The 23,054-nt window shown below is 54.3% G+C and carries 19 protein-coding genes, 4 pseudogenes and 1 riboswitch; of the genes and pseudogenes, 10 read left to right on the top strand and 13 right to left on the bottom strand.

The features are described from left to right. A pseudogene (locus tag KO492_RS00775) lies at positions 1 to 267 on the bottom strand (recombinase family protein); the annotation flags it as partial. A gap of 122 nt (positions 268 to 389) precedes the next feature. Between KO492_RS00775 and tnpA the strand changes: the two are divergent. From tnpA to tnpC, 5 genes and pseudogenes are all read left to right on the top strand, one after another. After that, positions 390 to 821 carry an IS66-like element accessory protein TnpA gene (gene tnpA, locus KO492_RS00770; protein ID WP_216043221.1) on the top strand — a complete coding sequence of 144 codons (432 nt, stop codon included), beginning with the start codon at positions 390 to 392 and terminating at the stop codon, positions 819 to 821. After that, entirely contained in the window at positions 818 to 1,171 is a 354-nt protein-coding gene (gene tnpB / locus KO492_RS00765; RefSeq protein WP_216043220.1) for an IS66 family insertion sequence element accessory protein TnpB, read from the top strand. The genes tnpA and tnpB overlap by 4 nt, the downstream gene beginning before the upstream one ends. A 123-nt stretch (positions 1,172 to 1,294) precedes the next feature. Then, positions 1,295 to 1,813 (top strand): annotated as a pseudogene (locus KO492_RS00760) (IS66 family transposase zinc-finger binding domain-containing protein); the annotation flags it as partial. 535 nt (positions 1,814 to 2,348) lie between these two features. Continuing rightward, positions 2,349 to 3,590 (top strand): group II intron reverse transcriptase/maturase, encoded by a 1,242-nt coding sequence (gene ltrA, locus KO492_RS00755; protein WP_216043219.1) that lies wholly within the window; start codon positions 2,349 to 2,351, stop codon positions 3,588 to 3,590. 62 nt (positions 3,591 to 3,652) lie between these two features. Beyond that, positions 3,653 to 4,642, top strand: a pseudogene (gene tnpC / locus KO492_RS00750) (IS66 family transposase); the annotation flags it as partial. Here tnpC and KO492_RS00745 read toward each other — a convergent pair. From KO492_RS00745 to KO492_RS00730, 4 genes are all read right to left on the bottom strand, one after another. Beyond that, on the bottom strand, positions 4,634 to 6,058 hold the full coding sequence (locus KO492_RS00745; RefSeq protein WP_216043218.1) for a recombinase family protein: 1,425 nt from the start codon (positions 6,056 to 6,058) through the stop codon (positions 4,634 to 4,636). The pseudogene tnpC and the gene KO492_RS00745 overlap by 9 nt on opposite strands. A 66-nt stretch (positions 6,059 to 6,124) precedes the next feature. Next, positions 6,125 to 6,271 carry a hypothetical protein gene (locus KO492_RS00740; protein ID WP_216043217.1) on the bottom strand — a complete coding sequence of 49 codons (147 nt, stop codon included), beginning with the start codon at positions 6,269 to 6,271 and terminating at the stop codon, positions 6,125 to 6,127. 193 nt (positions 6,272 to 6,464) lie between these two features. Then, on the bottom strand, positions 6,465 to 6,905 hold the full coding sequence (locus KO492_RS00735; RefSeq protein WP_216043216.1) for a hypothetical protein: 441 nt from the start codon (positions 6,903 to 6,905) through the stop codon (positions 6,465 to 6,467). Between the two features lie 60 nt (positions 6,906 to 6,965). After that, on the bottom strand, positions 6,966 to 7,469 hold the full coding sequence (locus KO492_RS00730) for a type II toxin-antitoxin system PemK/MazF family toxin (RefSeq protein WP_216043215.1): 504 nt from the start codon (positions 7,467 to 7,469) through the stop codon (positions 6,966 to 6,968). Positions 7,470 to 7,740: 271 nt separating this feature from the next. Between KO492_RS00730 and KO492_RS00725 the strand changes: the two genes are divergently transcribed. Further along, on the top strand, positions 7,741 to 8,139 hold the full coding sequence (locus tag KO492_RS00725; RefSeq protein WP_216043214.1) for a hypothetical protein: 399 nt from the start codon (positions 7,741 to 7,743) through the stop codon (positions 8,137 to 8,139). 59 nt (positions 8,140 to 8,198) lie between these two features. Continuing rightward, positions 8,199 to 8,555: a thermonuclease family protein gene (locus KO492_RS00720; RefSeq protein WP_216043213.1), complete on the top strand. Its 357-nt coding sequence runs from the start codon at positions 8,199 to 8,201 to the stop codon at positions 8,553 to 8,555. Between the two features lie 435 nt (positions 8,556 to 8,990). Here the strand turns inward: KO492_RS00720 and budA are convergent, their stop codons facing one another. Then, complete coding sequence (gene budA / locus KO492_RS00715; protein WP_216043212.1) at positions 8,991 to 10,952, bottom strand: acetolactate decarboxylase; 1,962 nt, start codon at positions 10,950 to 10,952, stop codon at positions 8,991 to 8,993. A gap of 903 nt (positions 10,953 to 11,855) precedes the next feature. Then, a riboswitch (FMN riboswitch) is annotated at positions 11,856 to 12,001 on the top strand. Positions 12,002 to 12,074: 73 nt separating this feature from the next. Between budA and KO492_RS00710 the strand changes: the two genes are divergently transcribed. The 3 genes and pseudogenes from KO492_RS00710 (at position 12,075) to add (ending at position 14,658) form a co-directional block, all read left to right on the top strand. Beyond that, positions 12,075 to 12,509 (top strand): 6,7-dimethyl-8-ribityllumazine synthase, encoded by a 435-nt coding sequence (locus tag KO492_RS00710; RefSeq protein ID WP_216043211.1) that lies wholly within the window; start codon positions 12,075 to 12,077, stop codon positions 12,507 to 12,509. Positions 12,510 to 12,606: 97 nt separating this feature from the next. Beyond that, positions 12,607 to 13,391, top strand: a pseudogene (locus KO492_RS18580) (IS3 family transposase); the annotation flags it as partial. A 238-nt stretch (positions 13,392 to 13,629) separates the two neighbouring features. Further along, positions 13,630 to 14,658, top strand: a complete 1,029-nt coding sequence (gene add / locus KO492_RS00695) for an adenosine deaminase (protein ID WP_216043209.1) — start codon at positions 13,630 to 13,632, stop codon at positions 14,656 to 14,658. 4 nt (positions 14,659 to 14,662) lie between these two features. Here add and KO492_RS00690 read toward each other — a convergent pair whose 3' ends face one another. Genes KO492_RS00690 through KO492_RS00660 form a run of 7 tightly spaced genes read right to left on the bottom strand, consistent with a single transcriptional unit; the run spans position 14,663 to position 23,014 of the window. Then, a complete protein-coding gene (locus tag KO492_RS00690; RefSeq protein ID WP_252735162.1) occupies positions 14,663 to 16,012 on the bottom strand; it encodes an amidohydrolase family protein in 1,350 nt (449 codons plus the stop codon). Positions 16,013 to 16,020: 8 nt separating this feature from the next. Beyond that, a complete protein-coding gene (locus tag KO492_RS00685; protein WP_252735161.1) occupies positions 16,021 to 16,899 on the bottom strand; it encodes an aromatic ring-hydroxylating oxygenase subunit alpha in 879 nt (292 codons plus the stop codon). 9 nt (positions 16,900 to 16,908) lie between these two features. Next, positions 16,909 to 18,327 (bottom strand): 8-oxoguanine deaminase, encoded by a 1,419-nt coding sequence (locus KO492_RS00680; RefSeq protein WP_216043207.1) that lies wholly within the window; start codon positions 18,325 to 18,327, stop codon positions 16,909 to 16,911. After that, a complete protein-coding gene (locus KO492_RS00675) occupies positions 18,324 to 19,259 on the bottom strand; it encodes an ABC transporter permease (protein WP_216043206.1) in 936 nt (311 codons plus the stop codon). The genes KO492_RS00680 and KO492_RS00675 overlap by 4 nt, the downstream gene beginning before the upstream one ends. A gap of 1 nt (position 19,260) precedes the next feature. Beyond that, positions 19,261 to 20,316: an ABC transporter permease gene (locus KO492_RS00670; RefSeq protein WP_216043205.1), complete on the bottom strand. Its 1,056-nt coding sequence runs from the start codon at positions 20,314 to 20,316 to the stop codon at positions 19,261 to 19,263. Then, entirely contained in the window at positions 20,313 to 21,887 is a 1,575-nt protein-coding gene (locus tag KO492_RS00665; RefSeq protein ID WP_216043204.1) for an ABC transporter ATP-binding protein, read from the bottom strand. The genes KO492_RS00670 and KO492_RS00665 overlap by 4 nt, the downstream gene beginning before the upstream one ends. 2 nt (positions 21,888 to 21,889) lie before the next feature. Continuing rightward, entirely contained in the window at positions 21,890 to 23,014 is a 1,125-nt protein-coding gene (locus KO492_RS00660) for a BMP family ABC transporter substrate-binding protein (RefSeq protein WP_216043203.1), read from the bottom strand. Positions 23,015 to 23,054 lie beyond the last annotated feature (40 nt).

Genomic DNA, 23,054 nt, shown 5'->3' with positions numbered 1-23,054 from the left:
AAATCCTACTCCCGCAACCAGTTTTAGCGAACAACTATTCGAAGTGATGCTCTCCGTTCCGGAGGGCATTGCTTTTATCAGCATCTCCAAGAGCTTGCCGCGCAGCTCAAGCGTGTGCTGCTTCTTATCCTCCTCCCAACACACATCAATCGAGTCGATCAACTCGTGCAGCTCATCCGATGCTGCGCCCGCCACGGCCTCATTGCTAAGCGTGCCCACCAGATCCTCAATATGAGCATGGTAAAGCGTTGGCAGGTCTTCCGGCAACTCGACCGGTGTGGGGACGAGCCCCTCCCGTTTCTCCGTAAGCGTTCGCTGGGCCTCACCTTTTGTTCGATCGTCTAACCTGCGATGCCGTGTCCGATGGAGATCGGTGCAGGAGTTTCGCGATGGCGACTACGGTGGAGTTTCTCAGGAGCTACGGAGTGGAGATACGGACCAATGGTCAGCGACGCTGGTCGGATGAGGTTAAGGCGCGGATCGTTGCTGAGAGTTTAAAGCCCGGGGCGACGGTGAACGGGGTTGCTGCGCGGTATGGGCTTCGGGCAAACCATCTGTCGGAATGGCGCCGCCGGGCGCGTGACGGCAGGTTGGTTTTACCCGCAGATGAAGAGGATGGCTTTTGTTTTGCGCCGATCGTGATGTCGGATGATGGCGGCGATGCTCCTGTGCCAGCAGTGTCTGCGCCGCTTACCAAGTCTGACGCTGCATCCACTGACCCTATCGCGATTGAGATCGGCCAAGTGATAATCAGGCTCGATGGCACCACCAGTTCTGACCGGATTGCCGAGATCGTGCGGGCCATTGGGGCACGGCCATGATGTTCCCGTCAAACCGCGTGCGGGTTTTAGTCTCGACGCAGCCCGTGGACTTCAGGAAAGGTCATGATGGCCTGGCTGCAATCGTGTCATCGGTGCTGCGCAAGGATCCATTCACGGGCACGGTGTTTGTGTTTCGATCGCGCAGAGCGAATCGGCTGAAGCTGCTTTTCTGGGACGGCACGGGACTGGTGATGGCTTACAAGCGGCTGGAGGAGGCAGCCTTCACCTGGCCTGCGATCAAGGACGGGGTGATGGCGCTGAACCACGCTCAGTTTGAGGCCCTGTTTGCCGGTCTGGACTGGCGTAAAGTTAAGGCCTTGGAGACACGCCCACCTGCTGCGGCAGAATAAATCAACCGTATGTTTTTGCGTGATTTCACTGTGGTTTTTTGGTAGTTCTGGCCTATGCAAAATGCCCCGTCACTTGATCTTTCTGCTATCCCGGCTGCGCAACGCGCGGCGGTTCTGGCATTGATGGAAGAGGTGGCGGCGCTGACGGAAATCACCCAGCGGCAAGAGCACCTGATCGCCGAGTTGAACCATGCCCTACATGGTAAACGCTCGGAAAAGCTAACCGAGGATGAGCGGCAGCTGGCTTTCGAAGACTTGTCCATCGCACTTGCCGAGGTCGAGGTGCAGAAGGAGCAGCTGACCACTAAGACAGGTGACAAAAGGGCAACCAAGCCTGCGCCAAAGCGCACCATCGGCAATCTCCCGGCCACACTCCCGCGCATCGAAGAGGTTATCGAACCCGCCAGCCTGATCTGCCCCTGTGGCTGCGGCATCATGCACAAGATCGGTGAAGACCGCAGCGAGCGGCTGGACATCGTGCCAGCCCAGTTGCGCGTCATTGTCACCGTGCGCCCGAAATACGCCTGCCGGACCTGCACCGATGGCGTGACCCAGGCCCCCGCACCAGCGCATCTGATCATGGGCGGGTTGCCGACCGAGGCGGCCATCGCTCATGTGCTGGTCAGTAAGTATGCCGATCATTGTGTGTCCTGAGTACCGACATGGAAAGGAGGTACGTAACTGTAAGAGAGATGAGGGTAGGCCCCTCGGGTTCGGCGATCAGGAGCCGATCCCAAACCACCACAAGCTGCTGTCGTAAAGAGCGATGGTGGTGAGCGTTGTGGAAACGGCGGGGCATGATCCCGTCAGGTACGAGCCAGAGAGACGAGCGAAAGCGAACCGCCGATGAACTGCCGAAAGCGTATGATTGATGTCAGAACCGGGGGTGGTCACCCCGGGATGAGTATGGGCGGTGACCTGAAGTCCGGCCCATGCGGCATCCGGCTCGAAGGCGGCGTGAATCTGGATCAGGCTCTTTTACGGAACAGGAGAACCTGTCGTCCCGATGCCAAGGAAGACGACCGATCGGGCAACCCCCGAAAGGTCCAGAGTACCGATGCGGGGCACAGGGGCAGAACAACTCGTAGTAGGGATGAAGGTGCTGTAACGGCACTGGACCAAAGGGGTTGTGGTGTTCAGTCGCTGCCGCTGGCCAACTGGTAACAGGATGAGCCGGATGTCAGGGATAAAGCCGTTTACAATTGAGAAGGGAGAAATCTGGGAAGCGTTCCAACATGTGGACGCCAACCAGGGTGCAGCTGGTGTAGATGGGCAGACGCTCGAAAGCTTCGGGGAACGGCTTGGTCCGAACCTTTACAAGCTTTGGAATCGGATGTCCTCTGGCAGCTACATGCCATCGCCGGTGCGTCGGGTGATGATCCCCAAAGCCGATGGCGGCCAACGACCGTTGGGTATTCCGACGGTCACAGACCGCATCGCGCAGGAGGTTGTCAGACAGTATCTTGAGCCCTTGGTGGAACCAGTGTTCCATCGGGATTCTTATGGATATCGGCCCGAACGCTCCGCCATTGATGCCATTCGGACAGCGCGTCAGCGATGCTGGCGCTTTGACTGGGTGTTGGACATGGACATCAAGGGGTTCTTTGACACCATCGATCATGAGCTTCTGCTCAAGGCGGTTCGCCATCATACGGACTGTCGCTGGGTGTTGCTTTATATCGAACGGTGGCTGAAGGCCCCCGTGATGATGGAGGATGGCAGTCTTGTCTCGCAGGAACGTGGAACGCCGCAGGGTGGGGTTATCTCACCTCTGCTGGCCAACTTGTTCTTGCACTACACTTTCGACAAGTGGATGGATCGAGAGAACCGCCATGTGCCGTTTGAGCGCTACGCGGATGACATCATCTGCCATTGTCGAACGGAAGGCGAAGCGCGCAGGCTCTGGCGGCAGGTCGAAGATCGGCTCGCTGAATGTGGCCTGTCACTACACCCGCAGAAGACAAAGGTTGTCTACTGCAAGGATACGAACCGGAAGGGATCTTTCCCGACGGTTTCTTTTGACTTCCTCGGTTACAGGTTCCAGCCCCGGCTTGCGATCTGGCGCGGAGGATTGTTCGGTGTATCCTACCTTCCGGCTGCTGCCCCAAAGGCGCTCAAGGCGTTCCGTCGTAGGGTGCGTAACTGGGGATTGCAGCGGCGCAGCGACAAGGGGCTGACCGATCTGGCTCGTATGTTCAATCGTCAGATTGAAGGTTGGATCGGCTACTTCAGATGTTTCTACAAATCGGCGCTTTATCCGACGCTTCGTCTGATAGACGCCCATTTGGTCCGATGGGTAATGCGGAAGTACAAACGCTTCAAACAACGACCCCGGCAAGCGCGGTTCTGGCTCGCCAGGATCGCGAAATCCACGCCGGAGCTGTTCGCACATTGGTCGCTTCTTTACGCAAATGGCTGAATGCTGGGAGCCGTATGATCTGAGAGGTTCACGTACGGTTCTGGGAGCGCGTGAGGGTGAAATCCCCTCGCGCGACTCGCTTGCCATTATACCGACAGAGCCAGATCTTGGCGCGGGAGGGTCTTGATCTGCACCGCGCCGTGCTGGCGGATTGGGTTGGCAAGGCGGCGTTCCACCTTAAGCCCATTGTCGACCGACTGGCCGAACATCTGAAACGATCCGACAAACTGTTCATGGATGAAACCACCGCCCCGGTGCTGGATCCGGGGCGCGGCAAAACCAAAACTGGCTATCTCTGGGCGCTTGCCCGTGATGATCGGCCATGGGGCGGCGAGGACCCGCCTGGAGTGGTTTATTTCTATGCCCCAGGTCGGGCGGGCGAGAATGCCGAAACATTCCTCACCGACTTTGACGGTATTCTGCAGATCGACGGGTATCAGGGCTATAACCGCCTGACCAAGCCTACCCGCAAGGGCGGTGATCCCATTCGGGTGGCTCATTGCTGGGCACACGCGCGCCGTAAGCTGAAGGAAGTCTTCGACCGCGACGGCTCAGAGATCGGCGCCGAAGGCCTGCGCCACATTGCCGAAATCTATGCCGTTGAAGCCGATATCCGTGGCGTCGACCCTGGCCAGAGATTGTCAGCCCGCAAGGCCCGCACTGCCCCCTTGGTCGCAGCCTTCGGCGACTGGCTACAGGCACAACGCCGCAAGATATCCAGTAAATCTCGGCTTGGCGAAAAGCTGAATTACATCCATAATCACTGGGACGGGTTGCAGACCTTCCTGACTGATGGGCGCGTCGAGATCGACAATAACCGCGTCGAAAACCTGATCCGACCGATCGCTCTCAATCGTAAGAATGCGCTCTTCGCGGGTCACGACGAAGGCGGCATTGCCTGGGGCCGTGTCGCTTCTCTGATCGAGACCTGCAAGATTAACGGCATAGAACCCTTTGCTTATCTCAAGGCCACCTTGACAGCGATCGCCAACGGTCATCCGCAAAACTGCATAGACGATCTGCTGCCGTGGAACTTCAAGCTGTCAAGCTAAGCTGCACGTGATGTCCAGCGAACGCTTACGTTTCTCCCGCAGCTCTTTCAACTCTGCATCGACTGTGTTCAGCCGTTCGATGAGGGCATCCGAGAAGGTGCCTCCTTCGACCGCGCGCAGCAGGTTGGCGTGGGTCTTCTCCGTCTCGCGGATACGCTCGTCGTGGCGGCGCAGGGCCTCGCCGGTCTCGTGCTCCTGAGCGCGGATCTTCTTGACGAACTTTGAACGGAACTCTTCATAGGCCGCATCTTGCATCAATCCTTTGCGCAGGCCGCTGAGGATGACCTCGGCCGCATCAGCCTCGGACAGCCCCGGCATTCCTGTGCAGACCGCCGCGCCTTTCTCTTTGGCATTGGCGCAGTAGTAGCGACGCCGGTCCCCTTTGCCCGCGACGGTGAGATTACCGCCGCATTGGCCGCAGGTCAGCAGGCCGGAGAGAAGATACTTCCGCCTCCGGGCACTCTGCGCAGCCCCCGCACCGGAGTGCCCCTTGGCTTCCTCACGCGTGCGTTGGCTGTCGATCCCGTTCTGGCGTGCTTTGACCTTCTCCCAGAGGGCATTATCAATAATCTGCAGGTCCGGCTTCTCGGTGATGAGCCATTCTTCGGGCGGGTTCGGCTTGGCGACCCGGCGGCCGGTCTCGGGGTGCTTGGAGTAGCGTTGGCGGTTCCAGATGTGACGCCCGATGTAGAGCTCGTTGTTCAGGATGCCTGTGCCGCGTTCGCGGTTGCCGTAGATTGTATTGGCCTTCCAGTGGCCGCTGCCCGCACCGCGCCCGCGGGGGGCGGGGACTGCCGCCTCATTGAGCTCGGCTGCAATCTTGAGGGGGGATTTGCCGGCGGCGTATTCCGTGAAGATGCGCTGCACGATGGTGGCCTCATCGGGTTCGATCTGCATAACACTGCCGTCGGATTTGCCATTGCGTTCGGGGAGCGCGACCGAGCGATAGCCGTAGGCCCGACCGCCGGTGTTTTTACCGGCCTCGGCGCGCCCGATGAGGCCGCGTCTGGTCTTGTGCGAGAGTTCTTCGAGAAACAGTTGTGCGAAGGTGCCGAGAATACCGATATCGAAGATCCCCAGCTTGCCCCGGTTGATCTGGTGCATCTCGACATCGGCGTGGCGCGCCCTCTTGTAGAAGAGCATCAACATCTCCAGATCGCGCGCCAGCCTGTCGAGGTGCTCGAACAAGACGATATCGCAGCCGCCTTCCGCGACGAAGGCCTGCAATGCCTCGAAGCCGGGACGGCCGCGCGTTGCCCCGCTGATCGCCACATCTTCAAACACCTTTACCACGGTCCAGCCGTCTTGCCGGTTGGCGTGCCGGCGGCACAGGCGCACCTGGTCTTCGATGGAGGTGGGGTTCTGCAGATCGCTCGAATAGCGGGCATAGATGGCAACGCGCAATTGATCGGTCATACAGAATCTCCTTGAGGTGAAAAACAGATGCAGGTTCGAGCGGGATATAAAACGATTTGGAAAATATTATGGAAGAGAGCGCCATAATCTTGTCCAGATTTTGAGTAGTCTCCGAAGCACTGAACCCGGCGTTTCTTCCTTCGTTTTGCCCTCCCGGGCGGTCTGTTTGGCAGCAACTTCGGCAATCAGGTCGATCAGATTTGAGAGGGCCATTCGCGTCTCCTTCGGTTGTGGACATATGAACACCAACAACACGATGAGACCGTTGGCCTTCTGAGGTTGATCACTCAAGCCCGCACAGAGATGATCTGTGTGGGCGTTTTTGTTCGGGGCGGCGCGCTGACATCTGTAGCAGCAGAAGGGTCGCCAGCGCGCCTGACGCGGGTGTTCCGGCCCGCGTATTCCATCAGGCTGCGCTGCGCAGCCCTTCGAGAACCTTCTCGGCACGAAGGTAGTCGTGCACGGTGGAAAGCGTTGCGTAGAGCTCGATCAGCACAGCGAGAGCGTTGGCCAGGCGGTCGGCCTCGGGTGTCAGCCGCTTGTTGCTCCAGCTGGTCTCGTTCGAAACATTCTCGGGGCTGTGGTCATAGAATGTCGTCTCATAGGTGCCTTCGGCGACTTCTGCATCAAGGACACCGACAAGCTCGTGCAGCATTGCCAGAATACCTTTGTCGAAGATCTTGCCGGCCCGCAGCAACGCGACCAGCTTCCGGGCCTCTTGTTTAGGCCCGTGGGGCACGAGGTCGAGCACATCCTGCTCGATCCCTGTGGCGGCAGTCCGTGCGAGGGGGAAACACGATGCAGCCATTGCGGTGATTTTGTCGGTGGAGTTGATGGGAAGTTCCATTGGTTTGGTCCTTTTGATTGGTTTGAGTTGGGGGTGAGGGGGACCCGAAGGCGCGGTTCCTTACCGGAAACCGCGTGCTTCGTGTTCCCGTCGCGTCTGTTCCGCGCGTTGTCTCTCGCGCTTGTAGGCGGCAATGTCGGCTTCGGCCTGTATGCGCGCACGGACAGCGTTCATCCGTTCCATCAATGGCGGGTCGAGGCGGCCGAGCAGGGTTCTCGGTTTGCCTTCCTCATTGAAGCCAGAGTGATTGATGCTGACGGTGATGCGGCGTGCGCAGACAAAGCGGGTGGGGCGGTCAAGACCGGCCAGGGCTTGCGACTGCGGGTGCCTGAGGATCACTTCATAGCCGCGATTGGCGCGGCGCCGGGATGAGGTGCCATAGGCGAGGTCAACGAATTTGGTGTCGCCGGTCGTGCGGACATCGAGCACCAAACAGGGCCGCCGTTTGGGCTGTGCGTGTTCGCCGTTTTTGTTGATGGGAAAGCGGAACAGCACGATATCGCCGCGTTGGACAGTATCGCGCCAGTCTGGTGCTGCCAGTATAGGGGCAGGGGAAAGAAACATCAGGGGTCTCCTGTGGTGTGAATGAAAATCGACACCAGCGGTGGAGAACCTCAAAGGCCCTCCATTTTGCTGCGCGTCGCAAACAAACGCGCGGCAAAATGGAAGGCCCAAATTTTACGGGAGAGCGCCGAGAGGGTGTCCCTCTCGGCAATTTAGGGGGGGGAGGGGAGAAACATTGATCCGTGTTTGGATCCGTTGAACTGTTTTTGTGCCTTCATCCTTAGAGTTTGGTGAGCTAATAGTATGAGCCCCGCGTATGGAATAGACTGATATGAACGGATGGAATGCACTACCAAATGGCCTGATGCTGCGAGAAGACGAATTTTCCTGGCAGGGGGCCATTAGTTCCGGAGGACGCTTTTACTTAAGAAGAGACAAGAGCGACCCAAGCAAAATTACAGATTTCCTATTCGGAGCTCTCGATGACCGTCAGATTGCACGGGTGTTTGCAGAATTCATAAAGCAAACTGGTGGGTTGCTGTCTGAGCGGTTGGCATTCACCGCCATAGCACGGCTCGATGCCGGTCGTGATGAGGTCATCTCAAAATACGACCGGATCAGAGCAATCGTCGGACACAGCGCTGAAATTCTCGGACTGTCGATTTCGGATAGTTTTCTGGAGACGTCCGGACGCGAGTATTTAGCAATTGTTGTTTTCTCGTTGCCCTAAGAGTAAGGGCCGCGTGGAAGCGAATTGCCAAGTCCAAACGAGAGCGTTACGAATATCTTATGCTACTTATGGTTTGTTCCCTCATTGCTGTCGTCGATGGCGATACGGTTAAGTGTGACGGTGAAAGCATCCGTTTGATTGGCAATGGTGCGCCCTTCAAGTCTGGATTTGATACGCCGGAAACCTATCGGCCTCAGTGTCAGCAAGAATTAGAATTGGGCCGCGCTGCGACTGCGCGTATGCGTGAGCTTGTGCTCGATGCGGTTGGAATCGAAGATACTGGCAAACACGACCGCTATGGACGCGTTCTTGGTCGCCTCGTTCTAAAGAATGGAAAAACTGCGGGTGAAGTTCTCATAGAAGAGGGCTACGCGAAGCCGTGGAAGCCCAATGCCAAGATTGATTGGTGTAGATAGAAGGTCATTAGGCGGCACAAAAACCTTTGCCTGCCAAAACGCCATTGGGTAGCATCTGCTTCGATTAGCTACCCGTATATTTTTAGAGGTGAGGTTATGAAAAAGCTATTTTGTGTGATTTTGATAATGGTGATTGGGGCAACATCTGCATTTGCTGGCTCTGTTCGTGCGGTAGATCCTATTGCCTCGTTTGAAGCCATTGGTCCCGACGCAACCAATGAAAGCGCGAGCGCGTTCTGGAAGCGCGCATTACCCTCTACGCAGCAAGACGCGCAGGTTTGGTCTGCGGCTTGCTGCAAGGTTTGCAAGAAAGGCAAAGCTTGTGGCGACTCTTGCATTAGTCGTTCCTACTCCTGCAGCAAGGGGCCCGGTTGTGCTTGCGATGGGTAGTGACGGAGCGTTCAAGTCGCGCGACTTGAACGCTCCTTGGGCTGTCTATTTCCTTGATGCCCCTTCGACCGCCTCAGTCTTGGATTTTAAATCTTCTTTAAGGTTCCATTGACTGAAGTCTGAGTCCTCTGGCATCAAGAGTTTCCAAGCTTGAAGCTTGTTGACCTTGATTTTAGCATTCCCGGACACCTCCAGAATGTGGCCGCCTTTTTTGAGATCTTTTGACAGAAAGTGAACATGCCATCCTGGAAGGTTCATGCCTTCTACGTAGTTGGGTGAGAAAATACCAACGATGAATCCTTCAATATTTTTATAGTCAAATTCGCGCTGGTCACTCGCAACTTTATACAAAGGTTCATAGGGTTCTTTTTGTTTGAAGTTGCTTCTCACCTTAACATCAAACACGCCATTCATCTTGATCATGAAGAAGTAGTTGTGTGAATCTAGGTACTTATCCAATTTCGACTTCAGCTCTTCGATTGAAGAAAACGCGATTTCGTCCTCACTCACACTGTCGTCAAATCGTGTTGTTGCTGAGAACGCGAATGTTTCATCAGGCCCCATTTCACTGACTTCACCATCGGCGCGGCCCACATACGCATGGCCATTGTAGATAATGGCCTCACCATCGAGCCCGTTGTAAGTTCCAACACCTGTGTCCGTGTCTCTCAGAATTTCTTTGACGGTTTTGCTGCCGCGATAGTCACCCTCCATCAACGCATTCAATGTTGAAACCTGAATGAGCGCGCCATCCTCGGCATGTGATCTTTTGCGGAAGATTGTGCTAAAGATTTCATGGTTGTGGTGGTGGTTTCTGTAGTTTCCATTTTCGTCATAGACGGCGGCGAGCAATTCGGGATGTGTTTCGGAGAAAACCCGGATTGCATCGGCTTTGTGATGTTGGAAATAGGCGTTCATCATCCATTTGGTAAAGAACGGCGCCAAAACGTTTGTGATCAACAAGACAAATGCCAGAATGGAAACCGCGTTTGATGTAAAGGTCGACCCAAGTTGGCCATCAAATGAGAAGTCAGACACCATAGACGGCAACACGAGTGATACGCCCGCAATCGCGGTTGAGCCCATTGCCGCATAGCCCGGACGTTTAAGAACGTAGCGGTCAACGATGAACGGGATGATGATTGTCACCGCCCAATAGATGAGTGTGAGCAGGATCGCGACAAGGATGATTTCCCCTTTGAAGGCGTTGACCAAGTCGATGGACGAGCCAAACTGAAACCCCAAAAACGGCAGAAGAATTGTGTTCCCGCCTTTGAAAACTTCTTTGATTTTCGGATCAAGATTACCAAGCAGGACACCCAAGAAGAAGGGGATCAAAAGTGACAAAACCTGCATAACCTCACTGGAAAACCCTTGGTTGCCACTTCCGAAATACGACAAGAAAATAAACGGCAGGAGCGGCATAGAAAAGATCAACATGATCGGAAACGCGCCGCGATCCGGCTCATCGGCGTAGGGTTTGATGATCCCCATGTAGAGGGCCGCGTTCGCCGATGTTAAACAGCAGATCAATGTGATGGCATCAATCCCGGCAAACCCATCCGGGCCAAAATAGACATATACAAACGCACTGATTGCATACGCCGGCACAAGCCGTGCAAGGATGACCCATATGCCTCTTTCCGCAACGTCCACGAAATCATGGGTTGTGATCATGGTCCCCGTGCAAAAAAGCATAAGCCCGATGACAAGCATTTGCCCTGACGGACCAAATAAGCTCTTCATCGGCTCGCCCAAATAATCCCACAATGACATTTCAAGACCACTGTGCACAGTGAGCGTTACAAGAATGGAACTGATCACAAGCGGCACAAACATTGTGCCGGCGGGGATCTCGTTTAGAAAACTCCATATCCTAATTTCGGAATGGCCTTTCGTTTCATCCGTTTTGACCATGACGTACTCCAATCCTGAAACGAGCCCGCGAAACGGGCGTATTTGTTGATGTGGATGCCCGCGTAGGATCGCGCTGATCGTGTTGGGCATAAGAAGGTGCAGCCACTTGTGCCGCGTGAACCGCTTTGGTGTAGTGTGCGAAATCGCCCGCAAGGGGATTGGGCGATCTATCAGGTTGGTCTAAACGGTTCCGTATCCAACCGGCGCCTCACATATGCAGCGCCCTAATGTGCTGTGAACCTACAGTCGCCTTGGCTACATTGATCCATATCAAGCACCTTCTAAATTAATGGGAACGCACGTTTTTGTGTTCGTGCCCAGTCACGTTTTGAGGTGTGATAGAGCTGAATTCTTTATGCTTGACTTGATGGAGACTGACTTACGCATTTAAGCCTCAACCCAGACGGAGCTGTACCGCAGCATTTTTTGGCTTCATCAAGGTGGGCAAATGTCCGTTATCGTTTTTTATGTCGAAGATGCCGGACAGGGTGCAGGGATAGACGGCGAGTCATCCCTGCCTTGGAGTGTCCAGAGAGGGAAAGCTCTCTCTTTGGTCCCAGCTGGATAGGCTGCCAGGGGGTGCAGGGGGGCTAGGCGAGTGCCCATTTGCGAGTGGGGATGAAAGGGGCGGGCGAAACCTCCCTTTCTCCGGCTGAAGGCCCCTTGCGGGTTTGGGAGAGTTGGGCGTCTCCCAAACCCGCCGAAGGCGGCCCGGGTCCAGGGGCTGTGCCCCTGGCGAACGCGTAGCTCGAATGCAGAACCGAAGGGCCGGAGTGCGAGCTACTTAGTGAGTAAATGGCCCGCGCTTTGAATTGGTAGCACGCTAACGGCCCAAAGCCGCCGTTCACGAAAAACTCAAATGCTGCGGCGCAGCCCGCCAAAGCGGACATTGATGTATTGCCGCAGCTTTTCGGCTCGCCCTAAGGTCTGCTCTGTGGGTAAAGTGATAATTCAATTGCCACTTGCGTATCTATAAAATTTCTGGAAGTTTACCGTCATTCTCAGGGCGGGGCGAAATTCCCCACCGGCGGTAAGCAACTTCGATTGCAAGCCCGCGAGCGCCTTCTTTAGGGAAGGGTCAAGCAGATCAGGTTTAAGTCCTGAGCCGACGGTCAAAGTCCGGATGAAAGAGAATGTGCTAACGGTCTGCGTTTTGCGGAGCCGTGCGCGCGTGATCGCCTTGGGTGAAGTGTCGCTACAAAGGAGATCACCATGACACCCACCCGATACGCCTTCATCAAAGCTAACTGGCATGCAGAAATTGTAGATCAAGCGTTGATAGGTTTTGAACAAATAATCCCACCCGATCAGATAGATGTATTTGACGTTCCGGGAGCTTTCGAGTTGCCGTTACTTGCCCGCAGATTGGCTCAAAGCGGTAAGTATCATGCTGTAGTGGCCGCAGCACTTGTCGTAGATGGTGGGATATACCGACACGACTTTGTTGCTCAATCCGTCGTTAATGGGCTGATGCAAGCGGGGTTAGACGCTGATGTTCCAGTACTTTCAGTCTCACTTTCGCCACATCACTTTCACGAAACAGAACATCATGTGAGCATCTATCGCGAGCATTTTATTCTGAAAGGGCGTGAGGCTGGTGAAGCCGCCCTACGTGTGAAAAAGATATTGGAAAGCATCGCAGCTTAAATCTGCAACGACGGCTTCAAGCGCCGTCGTTGCTAGAGGTGGTCGCGTAAATTCGGACCATTGTTTAAGGTGGATCGCATAACGAACGAGACGATCCATAATGAGCAAAAGAAAGAACTATTCACCTGACTTCAAAGCCAAGGTTGCACTGGAGGCGATCCGCGAAGAGATGACATTGGCGGAGCTGTCGAAGAAGTACGGTGTTCATCCCAACATGATCAGCACATGGAAGCGTGCTGCAATTGCCAACATGGCCAGCGCTTTTGAACATGGGAAGTCCGATGCCGCCCGCAGTTCGGAAGCCGAGATAGAGAAGCTTCATTCGAAAATTGGTCAGTTGGTGGTAGAGCGGGATTTTTTAGCCAGTGCCTCGCATCAACTGCTCGGGACGCGAGGCAAAAAATGGTGAGCGCCGAACACTCCCTCAGCCAGAGACGGCAATGCGCGTTGCTGCGATTGAGCCGATCCAGTCTCTATTATCAGCCTGTTGGCGAGAGCGCCGCGAACTTGATATTTATGAAGATCATCGACGAGCAGTTTTTGGAGACGCCGTGGTACGGATCGCGACAAATGGCACGGCATATGCAAAGGCAGGGCCATAAGTGTGGTCGTCACAGAGTGCGCCGCCTGATGCGAAAGATGCGTCTGACACCGATATATCAAACTCCGAATACTTCGAAGAAGCATCCTCAGCACAAAGTTTGGCCCTATCTGCTAAAAGGTCTGGCGATTACCCGGCCCAATCAGGTTTGGTGCGTCGACATCAGCTACATCCCGATGCGGCGGGGTTTTCTATATTTGGTTGCCATCATGGATTGGTTCAGCCGAAAGGTTCTGGCTTGGCGGCTCTCGAACAGCATGGAAGCGGACTTTTGCGTTGAAGATTGCTGTGCTGCCCAAAGTCTCGCCCTAACCGGGGACACTTTGGGTAGCACAGCAGCCTCAATTTCTCTGTGGCGTTTGCTGGATTACATGGCGGCCAGGGTGAAATAATACGTTTTTGATGACATTTAAGACTGAGATCCTTTCCATTTGGAACAGTGAATGAGACAGTTCAAATGATGCAGCCGCGTGCTGTTTCTGTGCAAACCCAACATGGGGCGGATTGCAAAAGGATATAATGAAATACATGAATATGTATCAACGCCTTCAAGCGCTTCCCAAGGTTGAGCTTCATTTGCATTTGGAAGGGGCTATTCATCCCAAAACGGCGTTTGAACTGGCGCACAAAAACGATGTTGCTTTGCCACCCTGTAAGGCGCCTGAAGACTTATATGACTATGAGACTCTTGATGCGTTTCTTGCAGTCTATTCTGCCATTTCGCGGTCTATTGTTGAGGTCGATGACTTTCGGCGTATCACATATGAGATGCTTAAAGGAGCGTCCGACAGCGGGGCGCGCCATGTAGAGTTTTTCATCAGTCCTCATGCGCACGATGGGGTTCCATTTGCGCGGCAATTCAAAGGTATTCGCGCAGGTATGAAAGACGCGTTGACCGACTTTGGTGTAACGTCTTTGATTATTCCTGGAATGAATAGAGAGCTTGGCCCTGAACGGGGAGAGGCGTATCTGGATGAAATTCTAGCCAACCGCGGGGACGACGTCGTTGGATTGGGCCTTGATTACTATGAGGCGCCGTATCCTCCTGAACCTTTTGCGCAGGTGTTTACGCGTGCGCGCAAAGAGGGGCTTAAACTGTCTGCGCATTGCGGTGAAGCAGGCCCTGCGTCTTATGTGCGCGGATCGATTGAGACGCTTAAGGTCGATCGTTTGGATCATGGGTATAATGTTGTCGACGATCCTGAATTGATGAAGCAAGCTCGGGATTTGGGTATTATGTTTACCTGCTGCCCATCGACTACAAAATACACCACGCCACATCGGGATTTGACCAGTTCGTCGCATCCTATCAGGCGTATGAAAGAAGCAGGGCTGGTGGTGTCGATCAACTCGGATGATCCGCCGATGTTCAAGACTGATTTGAACGCTGAATATCAGATTGCACTGGAGGACTTAAAGTTTTCGCCAGAGGATATAAAAGCTTCGGTTCTTGCGACGATTGACCATGCTTGGGTTGACGACGCAATAAAACGGCAATGGCGCACTGAGTGGGCGGAGAATATCGACCGCGTGATCGCATCTTTATAGAAAATCACTTTAATCGGTTGATCGCATCGGTCCAGACGCAGGCAATATTGGGCTTGGACACCGTATAAAGCAGCTTTTCCAGCAACAAATCCCCAAGGTTTTGCGGCGTGTCTTCTGGCCAAATGCGTACAGTGCCATCGCGGCGTGTCGGATCAATGGCGATGGCATCGAATTTCATGCCCGGCTCAAACGCACCAACAGGCAAGCCGAGGGCTTGGCCACCGCCACGTGTAGCAAGGAAAAACGCCTCGCGAAAATCTATCCGCCGATCTTTCGTGCCGCGGATCTCAGATGCAATCTGGGCCTGCACGCCCGTTTCGCGCATACGTGCCGCACTGATGCCCATGCGGGCGGTTTCCCAGATCGATCCAGATGGTCCACCAGAAATATCAGAGCCAAAACCAACATGAAGCCCTTTGTCTAAGGCGCGCCGCAGCGGAAAAACAGCCCCCGCGAAGTAGGCGTTTGACAGGGGGCAATGGGCCACGGCTGCGCCATGCGCAACCATCAAATCCATGTCTGTATCCGACAGATGCGTGCCATGGGCAAAGACCGCATTGCCGCGCATAAGGCCAAAACGTTCAAAGGATTCGGCATCAGAACAGCCACAACGATTTTGCACATAGCCATGTTGCCAATCGCTTTCTGATACATGGCTTTGAACATGTGCCCCAGTTTCTCCTGCGAGCTGCCCCAGACCTTTGAGACAGGCGTCGGTACATGATGGAATGAAACGCGGAGTGATGACAGGAAACACCATGCCGTCATTATCAGGCAGGGTGTTGATATGGTCGATCACAGCGCGGGTGCCTTCGATGGCCGCCTGTGCAGAGGCATCGCGGCAATCCTCGGGACATTGATCCGGGTCGTCCATCGCGACTTTGCCGACAAGCGCCCGTTGCCCTTTGGCCAGACAAATCTCGGCCAAGCGTTGTGTGGCGGGCACATGGACCGTTGCGAAATGCAGCGCTGTTGTTGTGCCAATCGCCAACATGTCGTCGATCAAGGTAGAATACACGTGCTCGGCATAGGTAAGGTCGGAAAACCGTGCCTCTAAGGGAAAGGTGTATGTTTGCAGCCAGTCTTCAAGTGGAACATCAAGCGCTGTTCCAAGTTGAGCGTATTGTGGGGCATGAACGTGCAAGTCAACGAGACCGGGGATCAAAAGCCAGTCTTTGGGTAATCTGATCGCGCCGCTGGGGTCTCCATTTGCATCAATAGACACAATAGTGCCGCGATCATCAAGCGTTAGAACTGCGTTGTGAAAGGCTTCGATCACGCCGATCTGTGGTGCGTGGAACCCAGAGAAAAGGACTTTGCATCCGCGTAGGTCGTTGACGTCCATTTGTGTCATGTTTTGTCTCAGGCTACGTGATTTTGGCTCAGATCCGGACCAAGCGTTGTGCCGTAAACGCAGCCTTTTTCTTTGAGCCAGCGACGATAGGCGATCGATGAGGCATCTGCGCGTGTCGGGGTTTCAAGACGTGCTTCTAACGGCAAAAGAAGCGGGCGCTGGTTTTCAAGGATGATCCGATCTTGCAAAAAAATGACTTGTTGAAAGGCGATCAGGTCGGCATCGCTGCTATCCTCATCCAATAGGAACATCACGGGGTGAGCACGGCACAGGCCAGGTTCCATCGGCTGCACAAACAAGCAGATAACATCCCAACGCGTTTGTGAGATGGGGCAGGTTTTGTACAATAGCACCGTAAACGGCGTGGTTATTCGGTAGATGTAATCGGTGCGCAGGGGCTCTGTCGCTGATTTCGCGGCGATTGGTTGGGTGAAAACGCAATCCGTTGCCCAGACTTCATCAACGTCACGTCTTATTTCACATTTGTATTTCTCGACTTCGGAATGGGCTTCGGAACCCAAAATATCTTTATGGACAAACGGAAAATGCGCCATGTCTAAAAAGTTTTCAATCACACGCGGAGCAGAAGATCGCACTTTGACCGCCCCACAAGGTACATAACGGCGATCGATCTCTTCGGCTTCAGGGATGTCTGGCACATCAGTGTTTGGGTGGCCCAATGTCGACCACAGATAACCGTACCTTTGGCGCACGGGTAAGGAACGATTGCCTGTGGCCTCACATGCCGTCACCAAAGGGGTTCTGTCGCCGGAAATGGTGAGATCAACACCTAAAAGTCGCGTGCGCATGCCGGTTTCTGAAATTTCCGCGAGGTTTTGGATGCAATACCATTGATCAAGAGTGGCTTTGTCCAATGTCTTAGTCATAGGCATTCCTCATGCGTAAATGCGATCCATCGTCTGGGCATGGTCGCGCATTGCTGCATTAATATCCAGACGGGTAAAGGCCCCTTGTTCGATCACAGGGATACCATTGATGAAAGAGTAATCGGCATTAAAAGGACCGCACATGACAAGTGCAGCCAAAGGATCACGCTGCGTGCCGGCCATACCAAGCTGGGTGCGTTTGATGGCGATCAAATCAGCGGATTTTCCCGGTGCGATCTGACCGATGTCGTCACGGCCTAAAATCTTTGCCCCGCCGCGCGTTGCCATCCAAAGCGCCTCGCGCGCGGACATCGCCGCAGGGGTGCCACCAAAACCGCCGCGCGCCCCCGGTGCTTCAGACAGGTAGCGATCCGGTGCGACACGTTGCAAGAACTGAGCAAAACGTACTTCGGAAAACATATTGGAGGTGTCGTTAGATGCAGACCCATCTACGCCAAGTCCGACTGTGACCCCTGCGTCCAACATTTCGCGTGCGCGCATGATGCCAAGTCCGCATCGCATATGAGCGGAGGGACAAAAGGTTGCCCCGGTTCCGGTGTCTGCAAAAGTTTTGATTTCTGAGCTATTCAGGAAAATGGCATGGGCAAACCAGATATCTGGCCCCAACCAGTCACAGCTTTCGGCATAAGCCACAGATCGCATGCCATAGGTCTCTAGGCAGTATTCTTCTTCGGACAGGACTTCGGCGATGTGAGAATGTAGGCGAACCCCTTCATACGAACGCGCCAAAGCCGCCGCATCTTTCATCAAACCTTGCGTGACAGAAAACGCCGAACATGGTGCAAGAACGATCCGAGTCATCGCATGATCTGACATGTCGTGATAGGTGCCAATCAGGCGCTCGGCGTCTTTAAGGATGTCCTCTTCCTCTTCCACGCAGCTGTCCGGTGGCAATCCACCTTTGCTTTCGCCACGGCTCATTGCGCCGCGAGCTGCGTGAAAACGCATGCCCATTTCTTGTGCCACACGGATGGGCGTGCCGAGGGTGCAGTCGTTCGGCATGATATATTGGTGATCTGAGCTGGTGGTACACCCGGACATGATCAGTTCGGCCATCGCCATGCGTGATGCTGTTGCCATTGCGCGATCATCCAGCCTTGCCCAGATTGGATATAGTGTCTTAAGCCAAACAAACAATTCGTCATCTTGAACCATAACGCGGGTGAGGTTCTGATAAAAATGATGATGAGTGTTTACCATGCCTGGCATCACCACGTGATCCGACAAATCAAGCACACGATCCGCTGTGCGTTCTGCGTCGTCGGGGCAATCCATCATAGGGCCGCAGGCGATAATGATATTATCGCGGATCAGGATAAAACCATCGGAAACTTCCGTTCCTGCGTCACGGTAGGGCCCGTCAAATGTGGCAAGATGCGAGATGTGTTTGAAAAGTATAGATGTCATCTTTGATCTCTATAGTAAGGCACTGTGATACCCTCCGGGGCAGCCATAAGGCGGCGCATACGTTGCCATGTAATCACTGGCAAAATCATGAGAGCCATAGTCCCAAGGTAAGGCAGCATTGATAATATTGAGGACGCGATCGGCCAATTGCGGGCCTGACCGGTAAAGCCGAGCGCTGTGATAAAACCAAAGAGCAACCCTGCCAGAACAGCATTGATGGGCCTGAAGCCTGCAAAAATAACAAGAGCAACAGCAATCCATCCGCGCCCTGCGACAACACCTTCTGACCAGCTTGGTACAAAGGATAAGGTGAGATAGGCCCCAGCTCCAGCAGCCAACGCCGACCCCAAGGACGTGTACCAAAACCGCATTTTCATCACAGAAATACCCGCTGCATCAGCCGCCGCAGGGTTTTCGCCAACGGCACGCATATTCAAGCCATGGCGCGTGTAAAACATCATGTAATGCAGCGCCAAGGGAAGCGCGAGAAAGATCACATAGACCAAAATGTTGTGGCTAAAAAACGCACGGCCGAAAAAGGGTAAATCGGACAGGAAAGGAATGTGAAGGTCTTCAAATGTGACGGGCACGGGCGAGCCGGAAAACGGTTTGCCGATCGTGGCGGCCATGCCTGTGCCGATATAAGTCAGGGCGAGTCCGCACAGAATTTGATTGGCACGTATAATCACCGTCGCGGTTGCAAAAATCATGCCAGAGCAGAATCCCACAAGAAGCGCCACAAAAAGCCCAAGCCATGCAGATCCTGTGCTGACAACTGTCGCCACAGCAGACATAGCGCCCAGTGCGATCAAGCCCTCTACGCCAAGATTAACAACCCCGACACGTTCGGCCAAAACTTCGCCCAAAGCCGCTAAGGCCAAGACGCCCCCTGCAAGGAATGCGGTTTGAATAAGACCTGCGATAATATCCATGTCAGGCGTCCTTCGCTTTGGTGGGTAGGATTTTGTAATGGGCCATTTCGTCGCCGATGGCGGCGTAGAGAAGGATAAGGCCAGTCACAGCCAAAACAGTGTGGGTGGTTAACCCTTGAGATTGCAAAACAATGCCGCCATTTAAAAGGACCGCCATGAAAAATGCGGTGGCCAAGACCCCGATAGGGGCAGCCCGTGCGAGCACGGCAACCATAATGCCGATATAGCCGTAATTGTTCGATATGCCGCCTTGCAAGCGCCCCACCGTTCCGGCCACTTCCATCATTCCTCCAAGCCCCGCAATCGCGCCAGACAAAAGCATGATGCCGATCAATTGAGTTTTTACTGGCATACCCGCATAACGAGCGGCCCCCGGATTGGCACCTGCGATCCGCACTTCGTATCCCCAGCGTGTATAGGTCACAAAAAGAGCCAAAGTGATTGCCAGAAAGATGCCGACGAGAGGCCCCCAATGCACAATCCCCCAAATAGCTGGCACGGAGACAGGTAGTCGTGAGGTGGTCGCCAAAGCCATGCCCGACGGATCAAGCCACGGGCCCGTCGCGACCCAATAGACCAATAACATGGCGACGAAATTCATCAAAAGCGTTGTGATAAGTTCCGAAACATCTGCATAAGCACGCGCCAATGTCGGGATCAAAATCCACAACGCGCCCCCGATCATTCCCGCAACGCCCATCAAAGGTAGGATGACCCAAGTCGGCCCTTGTACAAACAGGGCGACACCTGTTGCACAAAAAGCCCCGAAATTGAACTGGCCTTCGGCGCCGATATTCCACGCACCAATGCGTAAGGCGAGGGCAACGGCTAGGCCGCAATAGACCAATGGCGAGAACAAAAGAGCCAGATCTTCTAGGCCGAAAGAAGACCCAAAGGTTGAGGATATGACCTTGGCACCTAACTCAATTGGATTGCGCCCGCTTATCGACAACGCAATCGCAGTGGTGACAAGTGCTAAGACAACGGAAGCCACTCGAAAGGCAAAGGCCACGCGCGGCGCGGCAATTGGCATGCGCTGAAGGCGTATCTGGTTCATGTCAAATCCTCCTGCCGGGTGCCGCCCATCATCAATCCGATTTGCTCTACATCGGCGTCGTTCGTGGGGATGATGCCCATGATTTCACCGTGAAACATGACGGCAATTCTGTCAGAGAAATTCAGTAGTTCTTCTAGTTCCTCGGAAATAAGAACCACAGCGACGCCTTGATCCCTCAGCTCTATGAAATAGCGCATCATTGTGTTGATCGCGCCAACATCGAGGCCACGCGACGGGTAGGCCGCGATCAATATCTTTTCCGCAATTCGCATTTCGCGCCGAGCAACAAGCCGTTGTTGGTTGCCGCCGGACAGATTGCGTGCAGGCATATTGAAATCAGGCACCATTACATCGGCGACTTTTGCAATCTCGCGCGCCAAATTGGCCGCACCTTTTGGGGAGAACCAGCCTTTGCGGGTCAATGGTGGTTGGGCATATTCGCGCAAAACAGCATTGTCTGCGATCGACAAGGTCGGGGCCATGCCAGAATGAAGCCGATCTTCTGGGATGTGACCGATGCCCATTTGCGCCATCGCCCTTGCGCCAGCCTTTGTAATATTTTTACCATCAAGGGTCAGCGTGCCCGAGCTGGGCGTGGAAAGACCGGACATCACGTAAGTCAATTCGCGTTGCCCATTGCCGGCAATCCCTGCGATGCCAAGAATCTCTCCTGCAGCCAGATCGAACGATATGTTGTTCAGAACAGTTCCCTGATCTGTCGTTAGGCTGATCTCTGATAGATTGAGAATGGGGGCGGTTTCGATTGAAGGCGATGTTTTATTAGGTGTCTCGGTCAAGACGATTTCCCGCCCGACCATTAATTGCGCAAGGCTATTTTCGGTGCAATTCTCCGTCCATTCCGTTGCCACTTTTTTTCCGCCACGTAACACAGTCACGCGGTTGGAGACTTCCATCACCTCGTCGAGCTTGTGCGAGATAAAAATGACCGCATTACCACGCGCAACAAAGGCCCGCAGAGCTGTAAAAAGCTCGCGCGCTTCTCGGGGGGTCAGTACGGCGGTGGGTTCGTCGAGGATAAGAAGTTTGGCATCACGTGCAAGAACGCGGAGAATTTCGACGCGTTGTTGTTCGCCCGTGGATAGGTTTGCCACGATGGCTTCGGGCTTGACGGTCAAACCTAGAGTTTGTGCAAGTGCGTGTGTGCGAGCCTCTAAGTGGCGTTTTGAAATACGTTTCGGGGTTTGGGGCCATCCGAGATGAATGTTTTCAGCCACGGTAAACGCGCGCACCAATTTGAAATGCTGATGCACCATGCCGATGCCCGCTTCAATCGCATCCGTGGGCGATGAAAACTCACGCGCACGACCTTCAACAATCACTTCGCCTGCATCCATTTTGTAGATGCCGGTTACGATGTTCATCAAGGTTGATTTGCCCGCGCCGTTTTCCCCCAAAAGGGCGTGAATTTCACCGGGGTAGACATCAATATCGACATCTTCATTCGCGATAACGCCAGGGAAATATTTGCAGACACCCTTCAGCGCCAAAATAGGTGGCGTCCCGGGAGCTAACCCGAGACGCTGTTGGATCGATGCGGTTTGCCGCGCCATCTTTACGTGTCCAAACCTGACACGCCCTCGATGGACCAATTCCAATGGTAGAGCTCTTGCTCCGTCATTGTTTCACCTTTAGCGACTTTGACGTTGCCTTTGCTGTCTTTGATTTCACCCATGAACGGGTTGAAGGATCCATCCATGATCGACGCTTTTACAGCATCGGCTTTCGCGGCGACATCCGCAGGAACTGTATCCCCCCATGCGTCAACGTCCACGCCACTGCCGAAGGGCAGAAGGTCTTGGGTCGGGGTCCATTCGCCAGCAAGGCGACGGCGTACTTGTTCGACATAGAAGGCTTTAAAGTCCACTATAATGGAAGAAATGTAGGCGTTAGGGCCATAGCGGCGCAAATCGGTGTTCCACATAACTGCTTTGGCGCCGCGTTCTTCAGCAACCTGCAAATAACCCGCTTCATCCATGATACCAAAGAGCACGTCACAGCCATTGTCGATCAAAGCTGTGCCGGCCTGTGTGGCCGCTTGCGGATCAAACCAGCTGTTGATCACGATGGTTTGTAGGGTTGCTTCGGGGTTGACCGTCCGTGCGCCCATAAGGAAAGCATTGGTGCCGGAATAGACTGAAGGTACTGGGAAAGACGCAACATAGCCCAATTTGCCAGAAGGTGACATTGCCCCAGCAGCGATCCCTGCAATGTAGGATGGGTACCAGTGTGACACGTAGTAAGTGCCAAGATTGTCGAGAGCGTTTCGCCCGTCACATTCATAAAAAGCAACGTCAGGGGCACGGTTTGCGACGTCGTATAGGAAATCACCGTAGTTCGATGTTGCGAAGACCATGTTGGCGTCATCGGCCACGAATTGGCGGTAAATACGCGTGGCGTCCGCTGAATAGGGGATGCTCTCTACATAAGATGTGCGCAGCTTGGGAAACGCTGCTTCGACAGCTTTCATGCCTTGGTCATGTGCCCACGTCCATCCTTCGTCAGAGGTCGGGCCAGTGTGCCCAAACGCGATATGTGCATTTTCTTCTGCGACGGGTGCAAGTGGGTTTGCTGCATGTGCGGGCTGGATGAGGCCGGTTTTGGGCAAAAGAAGACCTACGCCAGCTGCGGCACCCATGTTCAAAAAGCCGCGGCGGGACAGGGATTTGGTCGAAATCATAGGGAAGAACCTCTTATCTATTGGTGCAGCCTCATCCCTT

This window comes from Celeribacter halophilus (genome assembly GCF_018860305.1).
Classification (GTDB): domain Bacteria; phylum Pseudomonadota; class Alphaproteobacteria; order Rhodobacterales; family Rhodobacteraceae; genus Celeribacter; species Celeribacter halophilus_A.
Note: the sequence above shows the minus strand (reverse complement) of the source record. Positions and strands in the feature narration are given on the sequence as shown.

What these genes read in the sequence shown, in the direction of transcription:
- tnpA (WP_216043221.1), top strand. Translation starts at nt 390, where the DNA reads ATGGCGACTACGGTGGAGTTTCTCAGGAGCTACGGAGTGGAGATACGG.
- tnpB (WP_216043220.1), top strand. Translation starts at nt 818, where the DNA reads ATGATGTTCCCGTCAAACCGCGTGCGGGTTTTAGTCTCGACGCAGCCC.
- ltrA (WP_216043219.1), top strand. Translation starts at nt 2,349, where the DNA reads ATGTCAGGGATAAAGCCGTTTACAATTGAGAAGGGAGAAATCTGGGAA.
- KO492_RS00745 (WP_216043218.1), bottom strand. Translation starts at nt 6,058, where the DNA reads ATGACCGATCAATTGCGCGTTGCCATCTATGCCCGCTATTCGAGCGAT.
- KO492_RS00740 (WP_216043217.1), bottom strand. Translation starts at nt 6,271, where the DNA reads ATGGCCCTCTCAAATCTGATCGACCTGATTGCCGAAGTTGCTGCCAAA.
- KO492_RS00735 (WP_216043216.1), bottom strand. Translation starts at nt 6,905, where the DNA reads ATGGAACTTCCCATCAACTCCACCGACAAAATCACCGCAATGGCTGCA.
- KO492_RS00730 (WP_216043215.1), bottom strand. Translation starts at nt 7,469, where the DNA reads ATGTTTCTTTCCCCTGCCCCTATACTGGCAGCACCAGACTGGCGCGAT.
- KO492_RS00725 (WP_216043214.1), top strand. Translation starts at nt 7,741, where the DNA reads ATGAACGGATGGAATGCACTACCAAATGGCCTGATGCTGCGAGAAGAC.
- KO492_RS00720 (WP_216043213.1), top strand. Translation starts at nt 8,199, where the DNA reads ATGCTACTTATGGTTTGTTCCCTCATTGCTGTCGTCGATGGCGATACG.
- budA (WP_216043212.1), bottom strand. Translation starts at nt 10,952, where the DNA reads ATGCCCAACACGATCAGCGCGATCCTACGCGGGCATCCACATCAACAA.
- KO492_RS00710 (WP_216043211.1), top strand. Translation starts at nt 12,075, where the DNA reads ATGACACCCACCCGATACGCCTTCATCAAAGCTAACTGGCATGCAGAA.
- add (WP_216043209.1), top strand. Translation starts at nt 13,630, where the DNA reads ATGAAATACATGAATATGTATCAACGCCTTCAAGCGCTTCCCAAGGTT.
- KO492_RS00690 (WP_252735162.1), bottom strand. Translation starts at nt 16,012, where the DNA reads ATGACACAAATGGACGTCAACGACCTACGCGGATGCAAAGTCCTTTTC.
- KO492_RS00685 (WP_252735161.1), bottom strand. Translation starts at nt 16,899, where the DNA reads ATGACTAAGACATTGGACAAAGCCACTCTTGATCAATGGTATTGCATC.
- KO492_RS00680 (WP_216043207.1), bottom strand. Translation starts at nt 18,327, where the DNA reads ATGACATCTATACTTTTCAAACACATCTCGCATCTTGCCACATTTGAC.
- KO492_RS00675 (WP_216043206.1), bottom strand. Translation starts at nt 19,259, where the DNA reads ATGGATATTATCGCAGGTCTTATTCAAACCGCATTCCTTGCAGGGGGC.
- KO492_RS00670 (WP_216043205.1), bottom strand. Translation starts at nt 20,316, where the DNA reads ATGAACCAGATACGCCTTCAGCGCATGCCAATTGCCGCGCCGCGCGTG.
- KO492_RS00665 (WP_216043204.1), bottom strand. Translation starts at nt 21,887, where the DNA reads ATGGCGCGGCAAACCGCATCGATCCAACAGCGTCTCGGGTTAGCTCCC.
- KO492_RS00660 (WP_216043203.1), bottom strand. Translation starts at nt 23,014, where the DNA reads ATGATTTCGACCAAATCCCTGTCCCGCCGCGGCTTTTTGAACATGGGT.